This is a genomic window from Actinoplanes sp. NPDC051861 (genome assembly GCF_040681145.1).
In the GTDB taxonomy this organism is placed as follows: Bacteria; Actinomycetota; Actinomycetes; order Mycobacteriales; family Micromonosporaceae; genus Actinoplanes.
Map to the genome: position 1 here is coordinate 187,713 of NZ_JBFAYE010000018.1, position 18,498 is coordinate 206,210.

The 18,498-nt window shown below is 65.0% G+C and carries 15 protein-coding genes and 1 pseudogene; 6 read left to right on the plus strand and 10 right to left on the minus strand.

The window, feature by feature from the left end:
• The first annotated feature begins 140 nt into the window (after nt 1-140).
• Nucleotides 141-1,670 carry a hypothetical protein gene (locus AB0M02_RS34850; protein WP_364234835.1) on the plus strand — a complete coding sequence of 510 codons (1,530 nt, stop codon included), beginning with the start codon at nt 141-143 and terminating at the stop codon, nt 1,668-1,670.
• A gap of 278 nt (nt 1,671-1,948) precedes the next feature.
• Here AB0M02_RS34850 and AB0M02_RS34855 read toward each other — a convergent pair whose 3' ends face one another.
• Entirely contained in the window at nt 1,949-3,271 is a 1,323-nt protein-coding gene (locus AB0M02_RS34855; RefSeq protein ID WP_364234878.1) for a ricin-type beta-trefoil lectin domain protein, read from the minus strand.
• 349 nt (nt 3,272-3,620) lie between these two features.
• Here AB0M02_RS34855 and AB0M02_RS34860 point away from each other — a divergent pair, with 349 nt between their 5' ends.
• A complete protein-coding gene (locus AB0M02_RS34860; protein WP_364234837.1) occupies nt 3,621-5,366 on the plus strand; it encodes a beta-propeller domain-containing protein in 1,746 nt (581 codons plus the stop codon).
• 34 nt (nt 5,367-5,400) lie between these two features.
• Here AB0M02_RS34860 and AB0M02_RS34865 read toward each other — a convergent pair whose 3' ends face one another.
• The 5 genes from AB0M02_RS34865 to AB0M02_RS34885 all read right to left on the minus strand — a co-directional run bounded on the left by AB0M02_RS34865 (nt 5,401) and on the right by AB0M02_RS34885 (nt 10,717).
• Nucleotides 5,401-6,324, minus strand: a complete 924-nt coding sequence (locus tag AB0M02_RS34865) for a carbohydrate ABC transporter permease (protein WP_364234839.1) — start codon at nt 6,322-6,324, stop codon at nt 5,401-5,403.
• The gene (locus AB0M02_RS34870; protein ID WP_364234842.1) at nt 6,321-7,229 is read right to left on the minus strand and encodes a sugar ABC transporter permease; all 909 of its coding nucleotides are present in this window, start codon (nt 7,227-7,229) and stop codon (nt 6,321-6,323) included. The genes AB0M02_RS34865 and AB0M02_RS34870 overlap by 4 nt, the downstream gene beginning before the upstream one ends.
• Nucleotides 7,230-7,274: 45 nt before the next feature.
• The gene (locus tag AB0M02_RS34875; RefSeq protein ID WP_364234843.1) at nt 7,275-8,543 is read right to left on the minus strand and encodes an ABC transporter substrate-binding protein; all 1,269 of its coding nucleotides are present in this window, start codon (nt 8,541-8,543) and stop codon (nt 7,275-7,277) included.
• A 93-nt stretch (nt 8,544-8,636) separates the two neighbouring features.
• The gene (locus AB0M02_RS34880) at nt 8,637-9,737 is read right to left on the minus strand and encodes an NAD(P)-dependent alcohol dehydrogenase (RefSeq protein ID WP_364234844.1); all 1,101 of its coding nucleotides are present in this window, start codon (nt 9,735-9,737) and stop codon (nt 8,637-8,639) included.
• 125 nt (nt 9,738-9,862) lie between these two features.
• Nucleotides 9,863-10,717 (minus strand): AraC family transcriptional regulator, encoded by an 855-nt coding sequence (locus AB0M02_RS34885; protein ID WP_364234847.1) that lies wholly within the window; start codon nt 10,715-10,717, stop codon nt 9,863-9,865.
• 750 nt (nt 10,718-11,467) lie between these two features.
• Between AB0M02_RS34885 and AB0M02_RS34890 the strand changes: the two genes are divergently transcribed.
• Both AB0M02_RS34890 and AB0M02_RS34895 read left to right on the plus strand, forming a co-directional pair.
• Complete coding sequence (locus tag AB0M02_RS34890) at nt 11,468-12,364, plus strand: nucleotide-binding protein (RefSeq protein ID WP_364234848.1); 897 nt, start codon at nt 11,468-11,470, stop codon at nt 12,362-12,364.
• Nucleotides 12,365-14,198: 1,834 nt separating this feature from the next.
• Nucleotides 14,199-15,167: a TIR domain-containing protein gene (locus AB0M02_RS34895; protein WP_364234851.1), complete on the plus strand. Its 969-nt coding sequence runs from the start codon at nt 14,199-14,201 to the stop codon at nt 15,165-15,167.
• Nucleotides 15,168-15,624: 457 nt separating this feature from the next.
• Here the strand turns inward: AB0M02_RS34895 and AB0M02_RS34900 are convergent, their stop codons facing one another.
• On the minus strand, nt 15,625-16,359 hold the full coding sequence (locus tag AB0M02_RS34900; RefSeq protein ID WP_364234853.1) for an XRE family transcriptional regulator: 735 nt from the start codon (nt 16,357-16,359) through the stop codon (nt 15,625-15,627).
• 140 nt (nt 16,360-16,499) lie between these two features.
• On the opposite strand from AB0M02_RS34900, the gene AB0M02_RS34905 reads away from it, so the two are divergent.
• A complete protein-coding gene (locus AB0M02_RS34905) occupies nt 16,500-16,733 on the plus strand; it encodes a hypothetical protein (RefSeq protein ID WP_364234856.1) in 234 nt (77 codons plus the stop codon).
• Between the two features lie 61 nt (nt 16,734-16,794).
• On the plus strand, nt 16,795-17,343 hold the full coding sequence (locus tag AB0M02_RS34910) for an HD domain-containing protein (RefSeq protein ID WP_364234858.1): 549 nt from the start codon (nt 16,795-16,797) through the stop codon (nt 17,341-17,343).
• Here the strand turns inward: AB0M02_RS34910 and AB0M02_RS34915 are convergent.
• From AB0M02_RS34915 to AB0M02_RS34925, 3 genes and pseudogenes are all read right to left on the minus strand, one after another.
• Entirely contained in the window at nt 17,336-17,797 is a 462-nt protein-coding gene (locus tag AB0M02_RS34915) for a hypothetical protein (RefSeq protein WP_364234860.1), read from the minus strand. The genes AB0M02_RS34910 and AB0M02_RS34915 overlap by 8 nt on opposite strands.
• Entirely contained in the window at nt 17,790-18,266 is a 477-nt protein-coding gene (locus tag AB0M02_RS34920) for an NUDIX domain-containing protein (protein WP_364234862.1), read from the minus strand. The genes AB0M02_RS34915 and AB0M02_RS34920 overlap by 8 nt, the downstream gene beginning before the upstream one ends.
• A gap of 7 nt (nt 18,267-18,273) precedes the next feature.
• Nucleotides 18,274-18,498: pseudogene (locus AB0M02_RS34925) on the minus strand (XRE family transcriptional regulator); the annotation flags it as partial.

Consider the following 18,498-nt stretch of genomic DNA (forward strand, 5'->3'; position numbering starts at 1 on the left):
CACCGCCCGGCCGGGGACCCGGCCCACCGCGACCTGTCGGTTTGACCGCTGAACTTCCGCATGATGCGCGGAGGTCATGGTGCGTCGATGGGAGGCCGGATGATCTCAGGCCGAGTCGGGTGCCGCCGATGGTGCGGCCCGTGGACAGCGCATCGTTGACGATGGCGGCTTCGGCGGCCTGCTCCGCGCGGCTGATTGAGGAATCGGTTCCGCGCTGGGCGGCGGCGGCCGATCAGGTGGACGCCTTCGAGGTGGCGCTGGCGCTGTCCGCGACTGCCGGCCGTGCCGATGACGGGCCGGAGACCCTGCTTGCCCGATCCCGGCTGCTGCTGCTCGCCGGGCGGCCCGGGGACGCGTTGGTGCTGTTGGCCCGGCAGGGTCTGGTTGAGCTTCCGGTTGACTCGACTGTTTCCTGGCCGAACATGCTGCTGGCGGCGTGCCGGGCGGCGAATGGTGACCCCGGCGCGTACCGGTGGTTGCTGTCGGCCGTCGCAGCGTCGCCCGGCGGTTGGGAGCCGCTCTATCTGGTCGGCGCGGCCGCCGAGCAGCGCGGCGACTACCGCACTGCCGACCAGGCCTGGATCACACTGGTGCGGGCACACCGGATCACCACCGGATTCACGCTGGCCCGTTATTTCGGTGCGATCGTGGCCCGGCGTGACCGGCACGACCCCGCCGCGGCGGCGCAAACCTTGATCGACGTGGTTGAGGAGTTCGTCGGCGGTGATCCCGACCTGCCCGAGCATCCGCAGCCGATCCTGGCCGCCGCCGGCTACCTGCGGCAGCGGGCGGACAACGCCGGCGCCGCGTTGCTGCTGCACGCCGCCAGCCGGCGGCTGCCAGGAAGTCGCGTGCTGACGGCTGCCGCGCAGGATGCGGTTTCCCCGGCGGGGATGCGCCGCTGGCGGCGTATCCAGTGGCTGCGGACCTGGGGGCACGTGCCGCTGCTGGTCCCGGCCGCTGCCGTCGCGGTTTGGTGCGACATCCCGCCGCTCGTGCTGGCCGGGCTGGTGCCGGTCCTGGTGGTGCACCGACTGGCACCGGCCCCGATCCGCGGGTTCAGTGCCGCGGACGGTGCTGCTTGGCGGGCCGGATCGCGGCTGCGGCAGGGCCCCGCGGCCCGGCTGCTCCCTGCGGATCAGAGGTTCGTCGGCGCGGTCCTGATCGCCATCGCGCTGACCGCGACGGTGCCGATCGCGAGCGCGCTGGCCGGTGAGGTGACCGGCCGGGCCGCCGCGATCGCCCGGACCGTCACCCACGCCGCGGTCAGCGGCATCGTCTTCGCCGTGCTGACCGCCGCGCTGACCACGATCGGGTTCGGTCTGATGGCCCTGGCCCGTGGGCACAACTGGCGCAGCAGACAGCACGCCCGGAGCCAGGCCGACCGGTACCGGCTCGCTGACGCCGGCGACTGCCGATGCTGGCGCACTGTCGCCCTCGCCGGCAGCTACGCGGCCGCCTACCGCGACCACCACCTCACCGCGGCCGACTCCGCCAGCCGTATCGACGACCGGATCCCGGATGCAACCCTGGCCCGCTGCCCCACCACCGGCATGCTCTGGCTGGCCACCAGAACCAACACCGACACCGAACTGCTCCTGCTGCGCGGCGTCGCCCAGCCGAGCACCGACCAGCCAACCCCGGCACCCGCCACCGGCGGCTATCTCTGATCGCCGCCAGGGGCGCTGCGGTCTGCGCGACATGGTGCGCTCCGGGCCATCTACGACCACGCGACAAGCACCGGGCCACCGCCGGAAAGCGGCTGACGACATGCCGGAGGAGTTCAAGACAGGCTACCGACGCCGGTACCGCAGGCGAGTCCGCCCGCCGGCGTTCCACGACCCGCGCCGGACAAACCGGGCACGAGTCGGATCCCGGAACGCGCGGACAGGGCGCGGGAGCCTGTCCGCTCCCGCGCCCCGACCGTCAGCGTGCGTCTCGGCAGGGGTCACGCGGCCTTCACGAAGTTTTGTGCGGCCGATCCGTTGCAGTCCCAGATCTGCAGTCGCGCCCCGTCCGCTGTCGAGCCTGACGGGGAGTCCAGGCACCTGTTGGAGTTGGGGTTGCGTAACCGGTTACCTTCCTGGATCCAGTTCTGTGCGCCGCTGCCGTTGCAGTCCCAGAGCTGCACCTTCGTGCCGTTGGCCGTGCCCGCGCTGGTGACGTCGAGGCACCGGCCCAAAGTCCGCAGGGTCTGGCCGTCCCGGCTCCACTGCTGGTCCTTCGAGACAGCAGCCCCCTGGCACGTCCACAACTGCACGGCCGCGCCGTTGCCGCCCGTGTCGTTTCCGGCCACGTCCACGCACTTGCCGCCCGGCCCGTTGATCTGCGTCGCGGGTCCGCCCGTGCTCCCGCCGTCCTGGTAGTAGCGCACGTAGTCGATCGACGCGGTGAGCGGGAACTGGCTCTGCACGGGGTTCTGCCCGGGGTAGGTGCCGCCGAGCGCCAGGTTGAAGATGAGGTGGAACGGCTTGCGGAACTCCTCCAGGGTCGCCGGTGTCGTGTCGATCACGTGCGTTTGCACACCGTCGACGTACCAGCGGATCTGCGCGGCCGTCCACTCGATCGCATAGATGTGGAAGGCCGCGACGTTGTTGACCGTGGGGTTCGCGACGTAGTTGGCGTTCTGACCCGCTGTCCACGGGAACACGCCGGTCCGGAGATCCCAGAAGATGTTGTTCGTGACGGTCGCGTTCGCGTTCGCGTGTTCCATGATGTCGACCTCGCCGCAACTGGCCCAGTTGGTGGGCAGGCGGTCGTAGTAGGTCTGCGCCGGGTTGTAGGCGCTCGTGGACGTCTCGTCGCACGCGTCACCGAGCATCCAGAACGCCGGCCACGAGCCGGTGGCGGTCGGTAGCGCCATGCGTGCCTCGATGCGGCCGTACTGGAAGGACCTCTTCGTGTCCGTCGTCATGCGGCACGACGTCTGGTAGAAGTTGCGGCCGTTGACAGTGATGGGCGTCGTGAGCCAGTTGGCACGCATCACGAGGTTGCCGCCGGACTGCGTGCAGTTCTCGGGGCGGTACCACTCCCACTCGCCGTTACCCCAGCCGTCGAAGGCGTTGAGGCCGGGGTTGAGGCCGTTGCCGACGTTGTAGTTCCAGTTGGCACTGCTGGGCGCGCCGGACCCGTTGAACTCGTCGGCCCACACGAGGTTCCACGCGGCGTGTGCGGGCTGCTGCTGGACGACCACGCTGCCGACGAATGCGGTGACGGCCGCGGTGAGGAGGACCAGGAGGCGTCGGCGGCTGCGTGACAGCGCTGCATTCATTGTCACGTCCTCTCGTACGGAGTGGCTAGATCCACTACGACGGCGACTTGAGACACGTTTCTGTAAACATTATTACGTAAATATTTCCAACTGTCGATGCGTTGGGCGGTCCTCGCAGACCGGCCTGGAGAAGTGCCTGGCGGTCGACGTCACGGCGCTCATCTGGGAGCACGGCGCAATGGTGGAACCAGGACCCGGTAGGCGGCGTCACACCCCCATGCGACGCCATCTGATTCTGTGCGCAGCCCTTGTGCTCACGGTCCCGCTCGCCGGTTGCACAGCGGCCCCCGACGCGCGACCCGCGGCGTCTGCCCCCTCCGGCGCGGCGTCTCCCTCCGCCGGCGCGGCGATGCGCCTGGTGGCGTTCGACTCGTGTGATCAGCTGATCGCTGATCTGCGCCGGGCGGCGAAGGCCAGCGTCGGACCGTACGGCTTCGGCGGCGGCAGGCCCGAACTTCTCGACGGGGGTGTCCGGGTCGCGCAGGGCGCCGCGAGCAAGGTGGACAGCGCTGCGGAGCCGGCTTACTCCGGCACCAACGTGCACGAGTCGCAGGCGGACGAGCCCGACCTGGTCAAGACCGACGGCCGGCGGATCGTCACCGTCGGCCAGGGTGCGCTGCGCGTGGTGGACGTGGCCACCCGCAAGGAAACCGGCAGCGTCGACCTGGGTGTCCCGAACGCCGGTCAGCTCCAGTTGCTGCTCACCGGCGACTCCGCCCTCGTGCTGGTGCCGGCCGGTTACGAGCGTGGCTTCGTCGGCAAGACCGCCGAGATCGACTATGGTCCCCAGTTGTTGCTCGTCGACCTGTCCGGCCCGCCGGCGATCGTCAGCCGATACCAGGGCGAGGGTGATCTGGTCGACGCCCGGATGACCGGTGCCACCGCGCGGGTCGTTCTGCGCACGACGCCCCGGATCCAGTTTCCCGACTCGCCCACCATCTCGGACGAGAAGCGGCGGATCGCTGCGAACCGTGACGCGATCGACCGTGCCCCCGCCGACGCCTGGTTGCCGCGCTGGCAAGTGACCGACGGCGCGGTGACCAGCGCCGGCAAAGTCGACTGCGGCCAGGTCAGACGGCCCACCGACTATTCGGGCGGCTCGCTCGTCAGCATCCTGACCTTCGACCTGGCCCGGTCCGTCCTCGGCGGCGGTGACCCGGTCACCGTCGTCGCCGACGGCGACACCGTGTATGCCACGGCGACCAGCCTCTACCTGGCCAGTGACCAGCGCTGGCGGTTCGAATCCTTCGCCGGCCGGGCGGCGAGGCCCGCACGCCAGGAGACGGACCTCTACAAGTTCACGTTCGAGGGAAACCAGCCGCCGGTCTATCGGGCGGCCGGGACCGTACCCGGCTACCTGATCAACCAGTACGCGGTGTCGGAGTGGGCAAATCGTCTTCGGGTCGCCACCACCGATCCGAAGACCGATCGGTCCGCGGTACGGGTGCTGAACGAACAGAACGGCGAACTCGTGCAGACGGGCGCCGTCGACGGGCTCGGCAAGGGCGAACGGATCTACTCGGTCCGGTTCCTCGGCGATCGTGGCTACGTCGTCACCTTCCGGCAGACCGACCCGCTCTACAGCCTGGACCTCAGCGATCCGGCGAAGCCGAAGGTGACCGGCGAACTCAAGATCACCGGCTACTCCGCGCACCTGCAGCCCGTCGGCGTGGACCGGCTGATCGGTATCGGGCAGGAGGCTGACGGCGACGGCCGTACCCAGGGCACCCAGGTGTCGCTCTTCGACGTCTCGGATCCGGCGAAGCCTCGGCGGCTGGCCCGGTACCAGATCCCCGGGGGCCACTCGGATGCCGAGTACGACCCGCACGCGCTGCTCTGGTGGCCCGCAGCGAACCTACTGGTAACACCGGTGTCGACCTGGAACGGTCAGGACTCGAAGAGCGCGGCCCTCACGCTGCGGGTGACCGACGACATCAAGCTGACCGGCGAGGTCACCCATCCCACGGCCGCGGGCTACCCGTCGATGATCCAGCGTTCGCTGGTCGCCGGGAACGTCCTGTGGACCCTGTCGGACGCCGGCCTGCGCGCCTCCGATCTGTCGACGACGGCCCAGCTGGCCTGGCTGCCCAACTAGCGATCGGGGAGGAGGTTCATCCGGACGGATGGGTTCAGCCCTTGACGGAGCCGGCGAGCAGTCCGCGGACGAAGTAGCGGCCGAGGAACAGGTAGATGACCAGGGTGGGCAGGGCGGCGATGAGCGCACCGGCCATCTGCACGTTCCACTCCACGACGTAGGAGCCGGCCAGGTTGTTCAGTGCGACCGTCACCGGTTGCACCTTCGGCTGGCTGGTGACGACGATGCCGAAGAGGAAGTCGTTCCAGATGGCGGTGAACTGCCAGATGAAGGTGACGGCGAACGCGCCGATCGACAGCGGCAGCAGGACGCGGGTGTAGATCCGCAGGATGCCCGCTCCATCGATCTTGGCGGTTTCCACGAGTTCGTTCGGAATGGTGGAGTACAGGTTCCGGAAGATCAGGGTGCAGATCGGCAGGCCGTACACGACGTGCACGAAGATCAGCCCGGGAATCGTCCCGTACAGGTGCAGCGAGCGCAGCACCGTGACCATAGGGATGAGCACGCTGAGGTAGGGCACGAACAGGCCGCCGACGAAGAGCACGAACAGCGTGTTGGAGCCGCGGAAGCGCCACTTGGCGAACACGTAGCCGTTGATCGAGCCGATGCCCGCCGACAGGACGGTTGCCGGGATCGCCATCAGAATGCTGTTCCAGACGTTGGCGCCGAGGCCGGAAACCCCCTTGCTCGGATCGCCGGTCCACGCGCGAGCGAAACTGTCGAAGCTGACCGCCGACGGCAACTCCCACATCGTGGCCAGGCTTACCTGGGAGAACGGCTTGAGGCTGGTCACCACCAGCACATACATGGGTAGCAGGAAGAACAGTGCCGCCGCCACCAGCGCCAGATAGACCCCGACGCGCCAGAGCCGCGAGGCCGATGGCGGTTTGCGCTGCCGGTGGCCGGCCGGCCGGGGCAGCGCGGAGGCCGGGGCTGCGTTGCGAGCCAGCAGGGTCATCGGGCGGTCTCCTGACGGAGCATCCGGGCGAGGTAGGGGACCACGAGCACCGCGACCAGCAGGAACAGGATCGTGGCGATGGCGGCGCCGCGGCCGACGAGCCCGCTGCGGTAGGCCGTGTCGAACAGCAGGATCGCCGGTACGTCGCTGGAGAATCCGACGCCGCGGCCGCTGAGGGCCAGGACGAGCCCGAAGACGTTGAGGGCGACCTGGCCCAGGACCACGACGATGCTGACGGTCACCGGCCGCATGAGCGGAACGATGACCCGCTGGTAGACGGCGAACTCGGAGGCGCCGTCGAGGCGGGCCGCCTCGCGTAGCTCGTCCGGGATGTTGCGCAGGTTGGCCAGGTAGAGCGCCATCGCGTACCCGGCCATCTGCCAGCCGGCGGCGATCGCGACCGCCTTGATGCCGAAGTTCTCGTCGGTGAACCAGCCGTTCTTGAGGAAGCCGAGCCCCGCCGAGTCGAACAGCGCGTTGAGCCCTTGCGGGCCGGTCGCCTCGTTGCCCGGCGACATCAGCCACCGCCAGACGACACCGGTGACGATCGGTGACACGGCCAGCGGCAGCAGGTAGATCGCCCGGAACATGTTCTCGCCGACCACGTGCTGATCGACGAGTACTGCGAGGAAGAAGCCGAGGGCGAGGCAGAACAGGATGAAGACGACGGAGAACTCGACGATGTTGACGATGTCTATGCGGAATCGGGAGTCGCCGAGCACCCGCGAGTAGTTCGTGGTGCCGACGAAGGTGAAGTCGGGGACGAGTGTCGCCCATCTCGTGACGGACGCGAAGCCGGTGAACGCGATGAAGCCGTACACGAAGACCGCGATGATGAGGATCGAGGGAGCGAGCAGCGCCCACGAGAGGAGCTTGTCGCGGGTGGTGTTCCTGATTTTCGACATGGTTCTTCCTGCTCCGGTCGAGCTTGTGGCGGGGCTCGGCGGGATCTACTTGCAGACGCCGGCGTCTTCGCAGGCCTGCTGCATCGCCTTCTGGAAGGCGCCGATGTCGCCGTTCGCGCTCAGCAGGGCCGTGGCGGTGTTGGCGGCGGTGGCGTAGGCCGGGGCCGCGGCGGACGCCGAACTCAGCACGAGCGTGTCGGCGGCGAAGTCCTTGGCGGACTGCTGCAGGTACGGGTTGAACAGGCTCTGGTCGCAGTCCGTGCGGGCGCAGATCGAGCCCTTCTTGGGGTTGAACGCCTCCTGGCCCTCCTTCGAGGCCGCCAGATCGAGCCAGGCTTCCGCGTTGACCTGGTTCTTCGCGTCCTTGGGCAGGGCGAAGGCGTCGGAGACCACGTCGAAGACGCCCTTGTTGCCCGGTGCCGCGGCGAAGCCGTAGCCGGTGAAGTTCTTCGAGGTGAAGTAGCCGTCGGTCCAGTCGCCGTGGATGAACATCGCGGCCTTGCCGTCGACGATCAGCTGGGCGGCGCCGTCGAACGACATCGCCGAGTGGTCGGAGTTGGCGTACGAGATCATCTTGTTGTAGGCCTCGAGGGCGGTGGCGACCTTGGGATCGGTCCAGGCCAGGGAGCCGGACCACAGCGCGGAGTAGTCCGCGGCGCCGAGGCCGGCGATCAGCACCGACTCCAGCAGCAGTTCGTCCTCCCAGCCGCCCTGGTTGCCGAAGGCGAACGGCGTTATCCCTTTGGCTTTCAACGTGTCCGCGACGGTGAAGAACTCGTCGAGGGTGGCTGGGGCCTGCAGGCCGTTGTCGGTGAAGATCTTCTTGTTGTAGAACATGACGTTCGCGCGGTGCACGTTGACGGGCACGGAGTAGTAGTGGCCGTCGAACTTGAGCAGGTCCTTCAGCGCGGCCGGGAAGTGGTCGAGCCAGCCGTGCTCGGCAAACAGGTCGTCGAGTGACTGGACGTACTGCTCCGGCGGGTAGGTGAGGATCTCGGCGCCGATGTGCACCTGGAAGGCGTCCGGCGGGTCGCCGCCCTGCAGGCGCTGGGCGAGGGCTGCGCGGGCGTTCGCGCCGCCGGAGCCGGCCACGGCGGCGTTGGTGACCGTGACGCCGGGGTTCTTGGTGTCGTAGACGGTGTACATGGCCTTGAGACCTTCGGCTTCGCCGCCGGCGGTCCACCAGGAGAACATCTCCAGGGCGTCGGTCTTGGTGGCGGCTGTGGTCTCCGATGGACTGCCGGAGTCGCATCCGGCGAGCAGGGCCGCGCCGGTGATGACGGCCAGGCAGGTACGAAGCGGTCGGTTGATCATGTCTGGGCCTTTCCGTGTATACGAAATGTGGGCGCGCGCCGACGAGAGACCTGGTCGAGGTCCCTGGTGTCGGGCGTTCCGGGTGCGGCCGGGCTACGGCATGCGCAGGATGGGTTTGATCACTTCGCCGGCGTAGGACTTGTCGAGGGCGGTCTGCACGTCGGCGAGATCGAAGTACTCGACCAGGCGGTCGAACGGGAAGCGGCCCTGTGCGTACAGCTGCATGATCGTGGTGATCAGCTCGTGGCTGCGCCCGCTGCCGCCGAGCACGCCCACGATCCGCTTGCCCCAGAGCGTGGTGAGGTGGTCGGCGGTGAACTCCGCACCGGCCGGTGCTCCGCCGATCAGCAGGCAGGTGCCGAGCATGCCGACGCTGTCGACCGCCTGCCGGACCACGGGGATCACGCCGGTGCATTCGAGGGCGTAGCCGGCCGGACCGGCGCAGAGGTCGTTGATCGCGGCGACCGGGTCGTCGTGGGTGGCGTTGATGACGTCGGTGGCGCCGAGCTCTCGGGCGAGCACCAGCCGGGAGTCGTGCCGGTCGACTGCGATGATCCGGGTGGCCGCCGAGTTGCGTGCCGCCATGATCGCGGCCAGCCCGACGGTGCCGGCTCCGAAGACAGCGATCTGTGCGCCGGGCTCCGGCCGGACGGTGTTGAAGATCGCGCCGGCGCCGGTGGAGACACCGCAGGCCAGCGGGCCCATCAGCTCGACCGGAAGGCCGTCGGGGATCTTCACCAGTGCCCGGGCGGTGGTCAGCGAGTAGGTGGCGAACGAGGACTGGCCGAAGAAGTGGCTCGACACCGGCGACCCGTCGCGACGGCGTAGGGCGGACTCGCCGTCGAGGCGGCGGCCGCCGACGAGGACCTCGCCGAGGCGCAGGCAATAGCGAGGTTCGCCGGCCCGGCAGTGACGGCAGGCGTCGCAGTACGGCCAGCCGATGACGACCGGGTCACCCTCGCGGACCTCGGTCACGCCGGTACCGGTCGCGGCGACTACACCGGCGCCTTCGTGTCCCAGCACTCCGGGCAGTGGCAGCGGCAGGTCACCGTGGCGGGCCAGGCCGTCGGTGTGGCAGATGCCGGTGGCGACCAGCCGCACCAATACCTCGCCCGGCCCCGGTTCGTCGAGTTCAAGATCCTGCAGGACGAATGGGCCGTCGATCTCCTCGACGACCGCCGCCGTGATCCTCATCGGTGGTGCCCTCCCGCAGTCCCGCTCGACCTTTCCGGGGATTCTGTCCGTGCCGGTGCGGCGCTGCGAGGTAGCGTGTGGCCCGCCTGTGGTGAATGACGGACATCCGGGCGGGATGGTAGACGTCAGACGCCGGGTTGGGTGCGGAACCGGCCTGGTGTCGTGCCGACGTGTAGCACGAAGTACTTGACGAAGTTGGTCGCCTCCGCGAAGCCCAGCTGCCGGCCGATCGCGGCGACCGGCTGGTCGGTGTGCACCAGGAGCCGCTTGGCCTCCAGGACGACCCGGCGGTCGATGATCTGCTTGGCGGTGTGCCCGGTCGCCGCTCGGCAGGCGCGGTTGATCGTCCGCACCGAGGTGTTGATCAAGGGGGCGTAGTCCTCGACGTTGCGCATCCGCCGGTGGTGGCGTTCGACCTCGCGGCGAAACATCGGATAGACGCCGGTTCCCGCGGGTCTCGGGTGCGTCTCGGCGGTGTGTGGCAGTGCCAGCAGACGTAGCAGGACCACCACCAGCTCGTGCCGGGCCAGCTCGACGCCCCTCGGCTCGGTCGCCGCCGAGCAGTCCTGATCGAGCTGCTGGAAAACGCTGATGATCGCGGCGAGGTCCGCGGCGGGCAGGTCCCACCGGAACGTGTCGTCGCCCTCCTGCAGCAGCGGTGCGAGCAGCGGCACGGCCGGCAGGAACCCCTCGGTGAACAGGACGGCACGTCCGTCGATCGCGGTGGGGAAGACACCGTGCTGTACCTGGTCGGGACGCATCCACAGCAGGGTGCCGGGTCGGCACTGCTGCGCGGCGAAGTCGACCGTGATGGTGGCGCTGCCGGATTCGATGAGCAGGAGCTGATGGAAGCCGAGCCGGTAGTGGCGGGCGCGGTGCCCCGAGCCTGTGCGCCGGCGCAACTCGGCCAGGGTCACGGTCTCGATGGGCAGCCCGGGATGGACCGGGTTGCGGAAGCCGAGCTCTTCGATTGTTGCCATGGATGCCGACCACTGTCCGTCATTCACCACAGGGAGGCCCACCGTACCTCGCGACAGCCTAGGGGGACAGCAATGGATGCGGGCGCTGGCCGGCGCTGTCCCCGCCGCTGCTCATGGTCACCTCTCCTCGGATGCCCCCGCCGATCGGCTGGTACCGGCCATGACGCTGGACGAGAAGATCCAGCTCGTCCATGGCGTCGCCGTCTTTCAGCCCGCTCCGATCGCCCGTGCCGCCACCTGGAGTACAGCCCTGGAAGCCCGGGCCGGCCGCCAGCGCTGAGGATCGTAGATCTTCAGCGGAGCCGCACAGCAAGAAACCCCATCCGATCGCACCGTGACGGTGATGATCGATATGGGGTTTAACGTGTCCGAGGCCCAACACTCGTGACACGCACACGAAGATCGCGGTGAGGGAATTGGCGATCGAACGTTCCTGACGCTCAGCCGGTGGCGCCAGCCTGCAAAGTTGCTAAGCAGGTCCCTACTGGCGCGAGTGTGGACATCATGCCCTTTGGAGGTCCTTAGGGGTATGTGTCCAACGTGAACTGCGCGGAAGAGCTCTCGGATGCGAGGCGGTGCAGGAGCACGGCTTACTGGTGCAGCGCCCTCAAGGCGGGTCTGCCGCGACTTGGTCTGCGCATGATCTTGAAGCGCTGCCCATCGTCATTCGGCAGCTCGGGAGACTCGCACGTCGACGGGCACGTGAAGTACCTTGTTGGGCAATATTGACTAGCCTGAGGAAGAGAGTTCGTGACCACAACGGCCAACCCAGATTCGCGGCGTGTCTTCGTCATACATGGAAGGAATGAGCCGGCGAGAAGGGCACTTTTTGAATTCCTTAGGTCGGTAGGCCTAAATCCAATCGAGTGGTCCCAAGCCATCGAAATGACGGGGCAAGGTTCTCCCTACATCGGAGACGTCTTGGACGCCGCGTTTGGCGCTGCGCAAGCTCTCATTGTTCTTGAGACACCTGACGATATCGCCTACCTCCATCCCAGTCTCACCTACGCGGACGATCCTGACACCGATCCGCAGCCTCAACCGCGTCCGAATGTCCTATTTGAGGCCGGAATGGCTATGGGACGCAACCCTCAACGCACTGTGATTGTGGAATTAGGTCAGGTTAGAGTTTTCAGCGACATCCATGGACGCCACGTCGTTCGTCTAAATAACACGGTTGCCAGGCGCCAAGATTTGGCGCGCAGACTTCAAAGCGCAGGTTGCTCAGTCGACCTAACGGGGACGGATTGGCACGAAGCCGGCGACTTAGAACCCCCTCCACCGCCAGGTGGAGGTCTTCCCTTAGGCCGAAGACTGCCTTCGACCAAGGTCTCTGGAAAGCCGCGACTCGATGCTAGGTATATCGACAACGGTCGTGGCCGGATTTCCGAGGTGGAGGTAACGAATTACGGTCCAGGGGACGTTTACGAACTGGATCTCGATGCTGACGAAGAAGTGGGCCTTCGAACCCGCGCAGATGACGATTTTCCGGTACCGAGGCTGCCGCAAGGAAAGTCAGTGCGAATCCAATCTATGGGCGGCATGACCTTCGGCAATGCTAAAAAGTCATACTTCAATTTGAAGGTAACCGGCAAGACCGTCGACGGAACCCCGATCGATGAAGAAGTATTCGTGAGTTGGAAGTGACATGGATATCCCTATAAGCCTCCCTCTCGACTCTGACGGCTTCCTCAGGCGAGAGTGCCCGAATTGCGAGCGAGAATTCAAATGGCATGATGGGCCTGCAAATTCCGAAGCTGAGAGCGCCGAAGTTGCCGTTACGTATTATTGCCCGCTATGCGGCAGGCCGGCGAACCCCAACGAGTGGTGGACAAAGGCGCAACTAGTCTTCATTGAGGAGATGGCGTTACCAGCAGCGATGCGCTCAATCCAAAACGAGCTTTCAGTAGCCTTTCGCAACTCGAAGAGCGTAAAATTTCTACCTGGTGACGATGCACCGAGCATTCCCGAATCGCTGACTGAACCCGACGACATGCAGATAGTCGCATCACCTTGTCACCCGTACGAGCCTATTAAGATTCCTGCCGAGGTATACCACCTGTACTGCCTAGTGTGCGGTTCTGCATTCGCAATTCAATGACGCAGTTGGCTCGCGTGTGCACCCGTCGCTTCGCCAACGATCTGCATCCGATATAAGCCCGATCACTGGTGCGATGGTTCTTAATTCCCATCGCTCGGCCACCGCGCAGCCGACTGCGCCACATATGGCCCGAAAGTGTAGTTAGTCTCTTTGTGCATAGGGAATAATTCCGTCTGCCGCGCGACGTATGGCACTAATGCTGGTGCAAAATTGCAGGGATCAGGTGCTAATGCGATTGATGGCGCTATTGAATGGTGCTATTCAATAGCGGAACTGGAGAGATTAGACCCGACGCGGGAGGGCAACATGGGTGTTAATCAACTCTGGAGGTCTATTCGGCACCTTCCCTGTCTCTCTATATTCCATTTGCATTAAGTGTCAGACCACCAACAGGACGATGCGCAGCGGGCTGCGATTGGCATTGCTGATAGCTTGCTGGGCCTCGCCGAGTCGTGGAGGGAGCGATCATCGGAGGAGGCGATCTCAAATCGGTCTCGGCGGATGCTTGTATCGGACCTAAGTGACGCAATAAAGATGCTGCCGGATGACATTGAGTTGGTTGAGTTTGCAACGGAGCTATCCACGCTTCGTGATCCGCTTACTTACGGTGACGGTGCTGAGCAGGTGAAATGGATCGCAAAGCGCTTGTGCGCTTCGTACAACATCGATTCAAGAACCCTCAAGCCTCGTCGCCGCAGCTCTTCGGCTCGGGCGCCTAGAAATTCTGAGCGTATCACGGAGCCGATTGCGTCCGGCGGACAAGGAGGTACTGAGGATGCCGCCGACGAAGGTTGAGTGCTAATTTTAGACGAAATTTTACGTTCCCGATCGGTGAGCCAAGAATGCTCGCTCACCCGGCCGCCGGGGTTGTAATTTCCGGTTGCCCTTGCAGAGTTCTTGGATCATTTCGAATAGCATTTCTCGAAGGTCGGCCGAGGCTCGCGAGTATGAGCTGGGATTATCTTCCACGCTGCGTAGGTATAGAGAGCAAGCGCCATGCATGTCCTCCAGAATGGGCATCAAGGGATCGGTTGGTTCTAGATGCGTTGTTACATTAGAAATATATTCTCTGCTGGCCAATATGGAAGCCGTTGACCGCTGAAAGTCCTCGACCTCGGCGGACGTCATCGGTCCTTCCCTAAGGTCGTCCTCATGGGTGAAAACGCGGCTTCGTGCTAGACGGTCTATGATGCCCTGCATTTGCGAAGTTCGTCGTCTACTTGTAGCGTTCCTTGTTAACGCCCAAGACGAGATCAACGCCAATCCGGCGCCAGCAAAGGTACCCACTAGGTTTGCGGCGGTGTCCGACAAGAAGCCACTCATGCTCTTCATCTTATCGAGTCGCTGCGGCTCATATCAAAACTTGTTTAGTGAGGACGTATGGAGTACTTTCACGTACGCCTGTCGGTTAAGGGGAACAGGCATGACGAGACGAAGCTCGACATGGATCAAGAGTCTCTGGAACGCATCTTTCTGATTCCATATCGTAACGGCGACCCCATTACGGTGAACGGTAGGACGATTCCGCAAACTGACATTGAACGCATTCGTATCAGCGTAAGCAAAGAGCCTGGCGACGTGATTTTGCTTCGGCTACAGCAAGAGAATGCTTCTTCGCGCGCAATGGTTATTGGTGGGCCAAGTATGCCATGGCGGGTCGCGGCTAAGGCTGAGGATGTCACTGACCAATTTATTACTGGCCCTCCCGGCAGTTCAGAGAACGCTCATGCGGCAACACGAATGGACACTGAAATCCACACGCCCTTAGGGCCGGGAGACCGGCGAAGTCTCTTTCTCGTGGCTGGGCGTGATGGGTCGGCTATATCTGGAGTATTGACGTTCGTTCGCGCACTGGGAATACGGGTCGTGGAGTGGGACCACGCGGTGGCTCGGACCGGTGTTCCAAACCCGTATGTGGGTGACGTGATCTTAACTGGAATGAGGATGGCTGACGCAATTCTGGTGCTCCTTACGCCGGACGATATGGTGGTGCTTCGAGACGATCTGGTTCGCGATGACGACGGGGAAACCGAACGATGCCTCCTGGGTCAAGCACGACCTAATGTGTTCTACGAGGCGGGCATGGCGGATATCCTGGGTAGGGAGCGGACTGTAATAGTCGAGGTCGGGAAGATTAAGCCATTCAGCGACGTTGCTGGCCGACACGTAGTTAAGTTTGATGGAAGCCCGACCAAAAGGAAAACTCTCGCGGAGCGGCTTAAAATCGCTGGCTTGGAGCCGGACATGTCAGGATCTGACTGGCTTACAGCGGGCGACATTGGTGCGGCTGTAGATGCCGCAAAGACTATGACCGACGAGCATGGCGCGCGTTACAAAGTTCTTGAATAACCCGCGCGCCGCGGTCGGCAGACTCCCGTCAGCCAGTAGTAGGACCAGGGCGCGTAGGGAACGCAAAACCCTTTCTCTAAGTCCGGCCTCTTCACTCGTTCGGACGATTGTCGCTGGAGGTGGACTACACAAACTGTCGATGGTGATTCCGGTGGCGTGAAGACCGAGAAGGTCGCCGCGGCCAAGGACCGTACTGGGTCGAAGCCATGGTTGTTGCCGCCCGTCCGACTCGCGTGAGCCGTCTGTCCACGAAGGCTTAGGTTCGCCGAATTGCCCCTGTATTGACAGGACGGCAAGGCGTCACAAGACGTCTCTGGGGGCGTGGTCGTCTCCTGCTCCGGAGGCTGGCAGCCTTCTGCGTAGCCGGTAGCTAGATCGCGAAGCATTGGGACACCGGCTTGTTAAGGCCCCGGTCGTGCGCGGTGTCAGAGTCGTGTGCGGCCGGGGCGCCATGCGTTCAAGCCACATCCGTGACGTCGTGGCTTGTCCTCCATACTCGCTCGAATGAGTCGACGTAGGTGCTCACCATCCCATCGGTCGCATGCTGACACAGATAGAGGACTGGTGCGTGTCCGCCTGGATGACCGTAAATGTGAGTGTTGATCAGTAGTTGGTTGTCGGCTCGGTAGATCGAGTTGTAAAGAACCGTGTCGTGAAGTCGTAGTGTGGCGCCGGCCCTGGCAACTGGGCGGAAGCCGACTTGGGCGGTGCGGATTCGGGCGTTCATGCCGCTGCCGATGCCCTCGTCGTTGCCGCGGCTGGCGATCTGTATGCCATCTGGATTGCCGAGTGCGATGCGTACCCGCACCCCTGTCTCCGCCTTCCTGCGCAGCGTTTCGGTCACGGTGAAGTCTTCGGCTAGGAAGAGGGCGCTGTAGGCAAGGATGCAGATTTCATTCTTGGCGTTGGCGAACAGCCGAGACCAGGCGTCGACTGGCACAGCCGCGCGGTGAGGGTAAACGATCCGTACTTCGTCGGGCTGGGAGCTTGCCTCGATGGGACGGGGAAGCTCAGGCCAGAGTTCGTACGTTGACCAGCCCGTGAGATCGGCAAGCGCTGTTCGGTACCGGGGGTACGGCACGCGGCCAGCCAGCCAGCGGTGAACGGTCTTCGGGTCGACGCTGAGGCGCGCTGCGACGTCAACTGTGGTGACACCGACACTGCGCAAGGCTCGAGATAGGGGATGGTTCACGCAACGACTCCGATCGTTGGCAAGAACCCCATCTTAGCTAAGACGTCCCTAGACGTCCCCTAACTGTGGTTCACAGCCTGTCACCGGAGATTGAGAATCGACCCCAACGGACCCAGCGTTGACGGCTAGGAGAGGCCACGATGGCGGCGGTGGAACGGGCAGGTGAAGAGGTTGCGCAGGAGTCTGCTGACCGTCTGGCGCTCGCGTTTGAGGATGCCGGCTTCGACGTCGGACAGGATTTCCCGGCACTTCATGACGCGATCGGCCGCGCGGGTGATCCTGTTGTGCGCATCGGGGACGTGCGGCCGGCTGTCGCGGATCGGCTTGCTGCTGCTCTGAATCGGCAGTCGGGCGTGTACTGGCCGCAGCTCTAGGGAGGGAATGACAGGTAGCGACAGGCACGTCGTCAGGTGGGAGGTTCGTTAATCTGCCCTTGTGGATCAGATCGGACGAGCCCGTGACCTTGCGCGCCTGGTGCTGGCTGAGTCGATCCCGCGGCGTTGGGTGCACAGTCAGGGTGTTGGGCGTAAGGCCGAGTCGATCGCTCACCTGATCGGCGACGATGCGTCGGCGTTGGTGGCTGCGGCCTGGCTTCATGACGTTGGTTATGCGCCGGATCTTGTCGTAACGGGGATGCACCAGCTTGACGGTGCCCGCTATCTGCGGGACGTTGCGGGCCTTGATGATCTCGTCTGCCGCCTCGTGGCCAACCATTCGTGCGCGCACGTTGAGGGCCGCAATCGCGGGCTGGTTGAGCAGCTTGGGAACGAGTTCCCGCCGGCTGATGAGGTGCTGTCGGACGCGATCACGTTCGCTGATATGACGACTTCGCCGGACGGTGAGCCGGTTGAGGTCGAGTGGCGGCTTGCGGAGATCCTGTCGCGGTATGGCGATGGTGACCTTGTGGCGGAGTCGATTCGTGAGGCGAGTCCGCTGATCATCGGCTCGGTGCGGCGGATCTCTGCGCGGTTGATGGCTAACTAGCCTGGTCAGCGCGAGTCAGAGAGCCCTGTTCATCGCGGCTCCACCGGCGGCCGGCGCTGTCGAGAAACTCGATCTCGACGGGCTCGGGTTCGACATAGGTGCGGAGCCAATCGGCCGGCGCGGGGCGCTGGACGGTACGGCCCGGAGGGACGAGGCCGACGAACTCCGAGCCAGCTTCCTCGTCGCCGCGGGCGGGGAGGGGTAGTTCTACCTCGTAGATGGGCATGTCGCTGGCGTTGTGGACGTGGAAGGCGACCTCGCGACCGCCGTCGACCTTGCGGATCAACTCGACCCAGGCGCTGATGCGTTCGGCCTGGGCGCGCTGCTCATCGTCGGCGCGGTTGGCCTCGCGGCGATGTTCGCGGCGTAGCAGGACGAAGCCGACGATGAAGGCGCCGACGGTGCCGATGGCTGCGAAGGCGTCGGCTCCGGCGCCTACCCAGTCGCTATCCAAGGTGAATGCTCTGCGGGTTGGTGAGGTACTGGTCGATGCGCAGGCGCATGGAACGGTCGATCGGTAGCGAGGCGATCTCGGCCGCAGGGATCCAGCGGACTTCGGTTGACTCCGAGCTGGGGGTCGGCGACCCACCCACCGGGCGGGCGGTGAAGACGACGGAGAATTCTTGGCGGGCCTCGTTGTTGCTGGTGTAGAGGATGACGTGGCGGGGGTCGGTGTAGATGCCGACCAGGCCGGTGACCTCGACGTCGATGCCGGTTTCCTCGGCGGTTTCGCGGACCGCGCAATCCGGCAGTGACTCGCCGAGGTCCATGGCTCCGCCCGGCAGGGCCCAGTTGTCGTTGTCGGAGCGGCGGATCAGCAGGATTTCGCCGTTGTCGTTGACCACGATGGCGTTGGCGGAGGGCACGACGCTGTTGGCCTTGGGCGCCTCGGGGTCGTTGTAGAAGTCGATACGTCGTCCCACGGGCGCCTCATTCCATCGGTGTTGCTTCGTCCCATACCCGCTCGAAGCTGTCCTGGTAGGTGGTGACCATGCCGCCGCCGGCCACCCGGCGCAGGTGCAGGACCGGGGCCTGGTAGGCGCCGAAGCTGTAAATGTGAGTGTTGACCATGAGCTGGTCGTCGGCGCGGTAGATCGAGTTGTAGAGCACGGTGCGGTGGGTGCGGAACTCGATGCCGTCGATGTCGCGCAGCGG

Coding starts and splice junctions, on each gene's coding strand:
- AB0M02_RS34895 (WP_364234851.1), top strand. CDS start 14,199: ATGGAGTACTTTCACGTACGCCTGTCGGTTAAGGGGAACAGGCATGAC.
- AB0M02_RS34885 (WP_364234847.1), bottom strand. CDS start 10,717: ATGGCAACAATCGAAGAGCTCGGCTTCCGCAACCCGGTCCATCCCGGG.
- AB0M02_RS34870 (WP_364234842.1), bottom strand. CDS start 7,229: ATGTCGAAAATCAGGAACACCACCCGCGACAAGCTCCTCTCGTGGGCG.
- AB0M02_RS34860 (WP_364234837.1), top strand. CDS start 3,621: ATGCGCCTGGTGGCGTTCGACTCGTGTGATCAGCTGATCGCTGATCTG.
- AB0M02_RS34865 (WP_364234839.1), bottom strand. CDS start 6,324: ATGACCCTGCTGGCTCGCAACGCAGCCCCGGCCTCCGCGCTGCCCCGG.
- AB0M02_RS34905 (WP_364234856.1), top strand. CDS start 16,500: ATGGCGGCGGTGGAACGGGCAGGTGAAGAGGTTGCGCAGGAGTCTGCT.
- AB0M02_RS34855 (WP_364234878.1), bottom strand. CDS start 3,271: ATGAATGCAGCGCTGTCACGCAGCCGCCGACGCCTCCTGGTCCTCCTC.
- AB0M02_RS34880 (WP_364234844.1), bottom strand. CDS start 9,737: ATGAGGATCACGGCGGCGGTCGTCGAGGAGATCGACGGCCCATTCGTC.
- AB0M02_RS34875 (WP_364234843.1), bottom strand. CDS start 8,543: ATGATCAACCGACCGCTTCGTACCTGCCTGGCCGTCATCACCGGCGCG.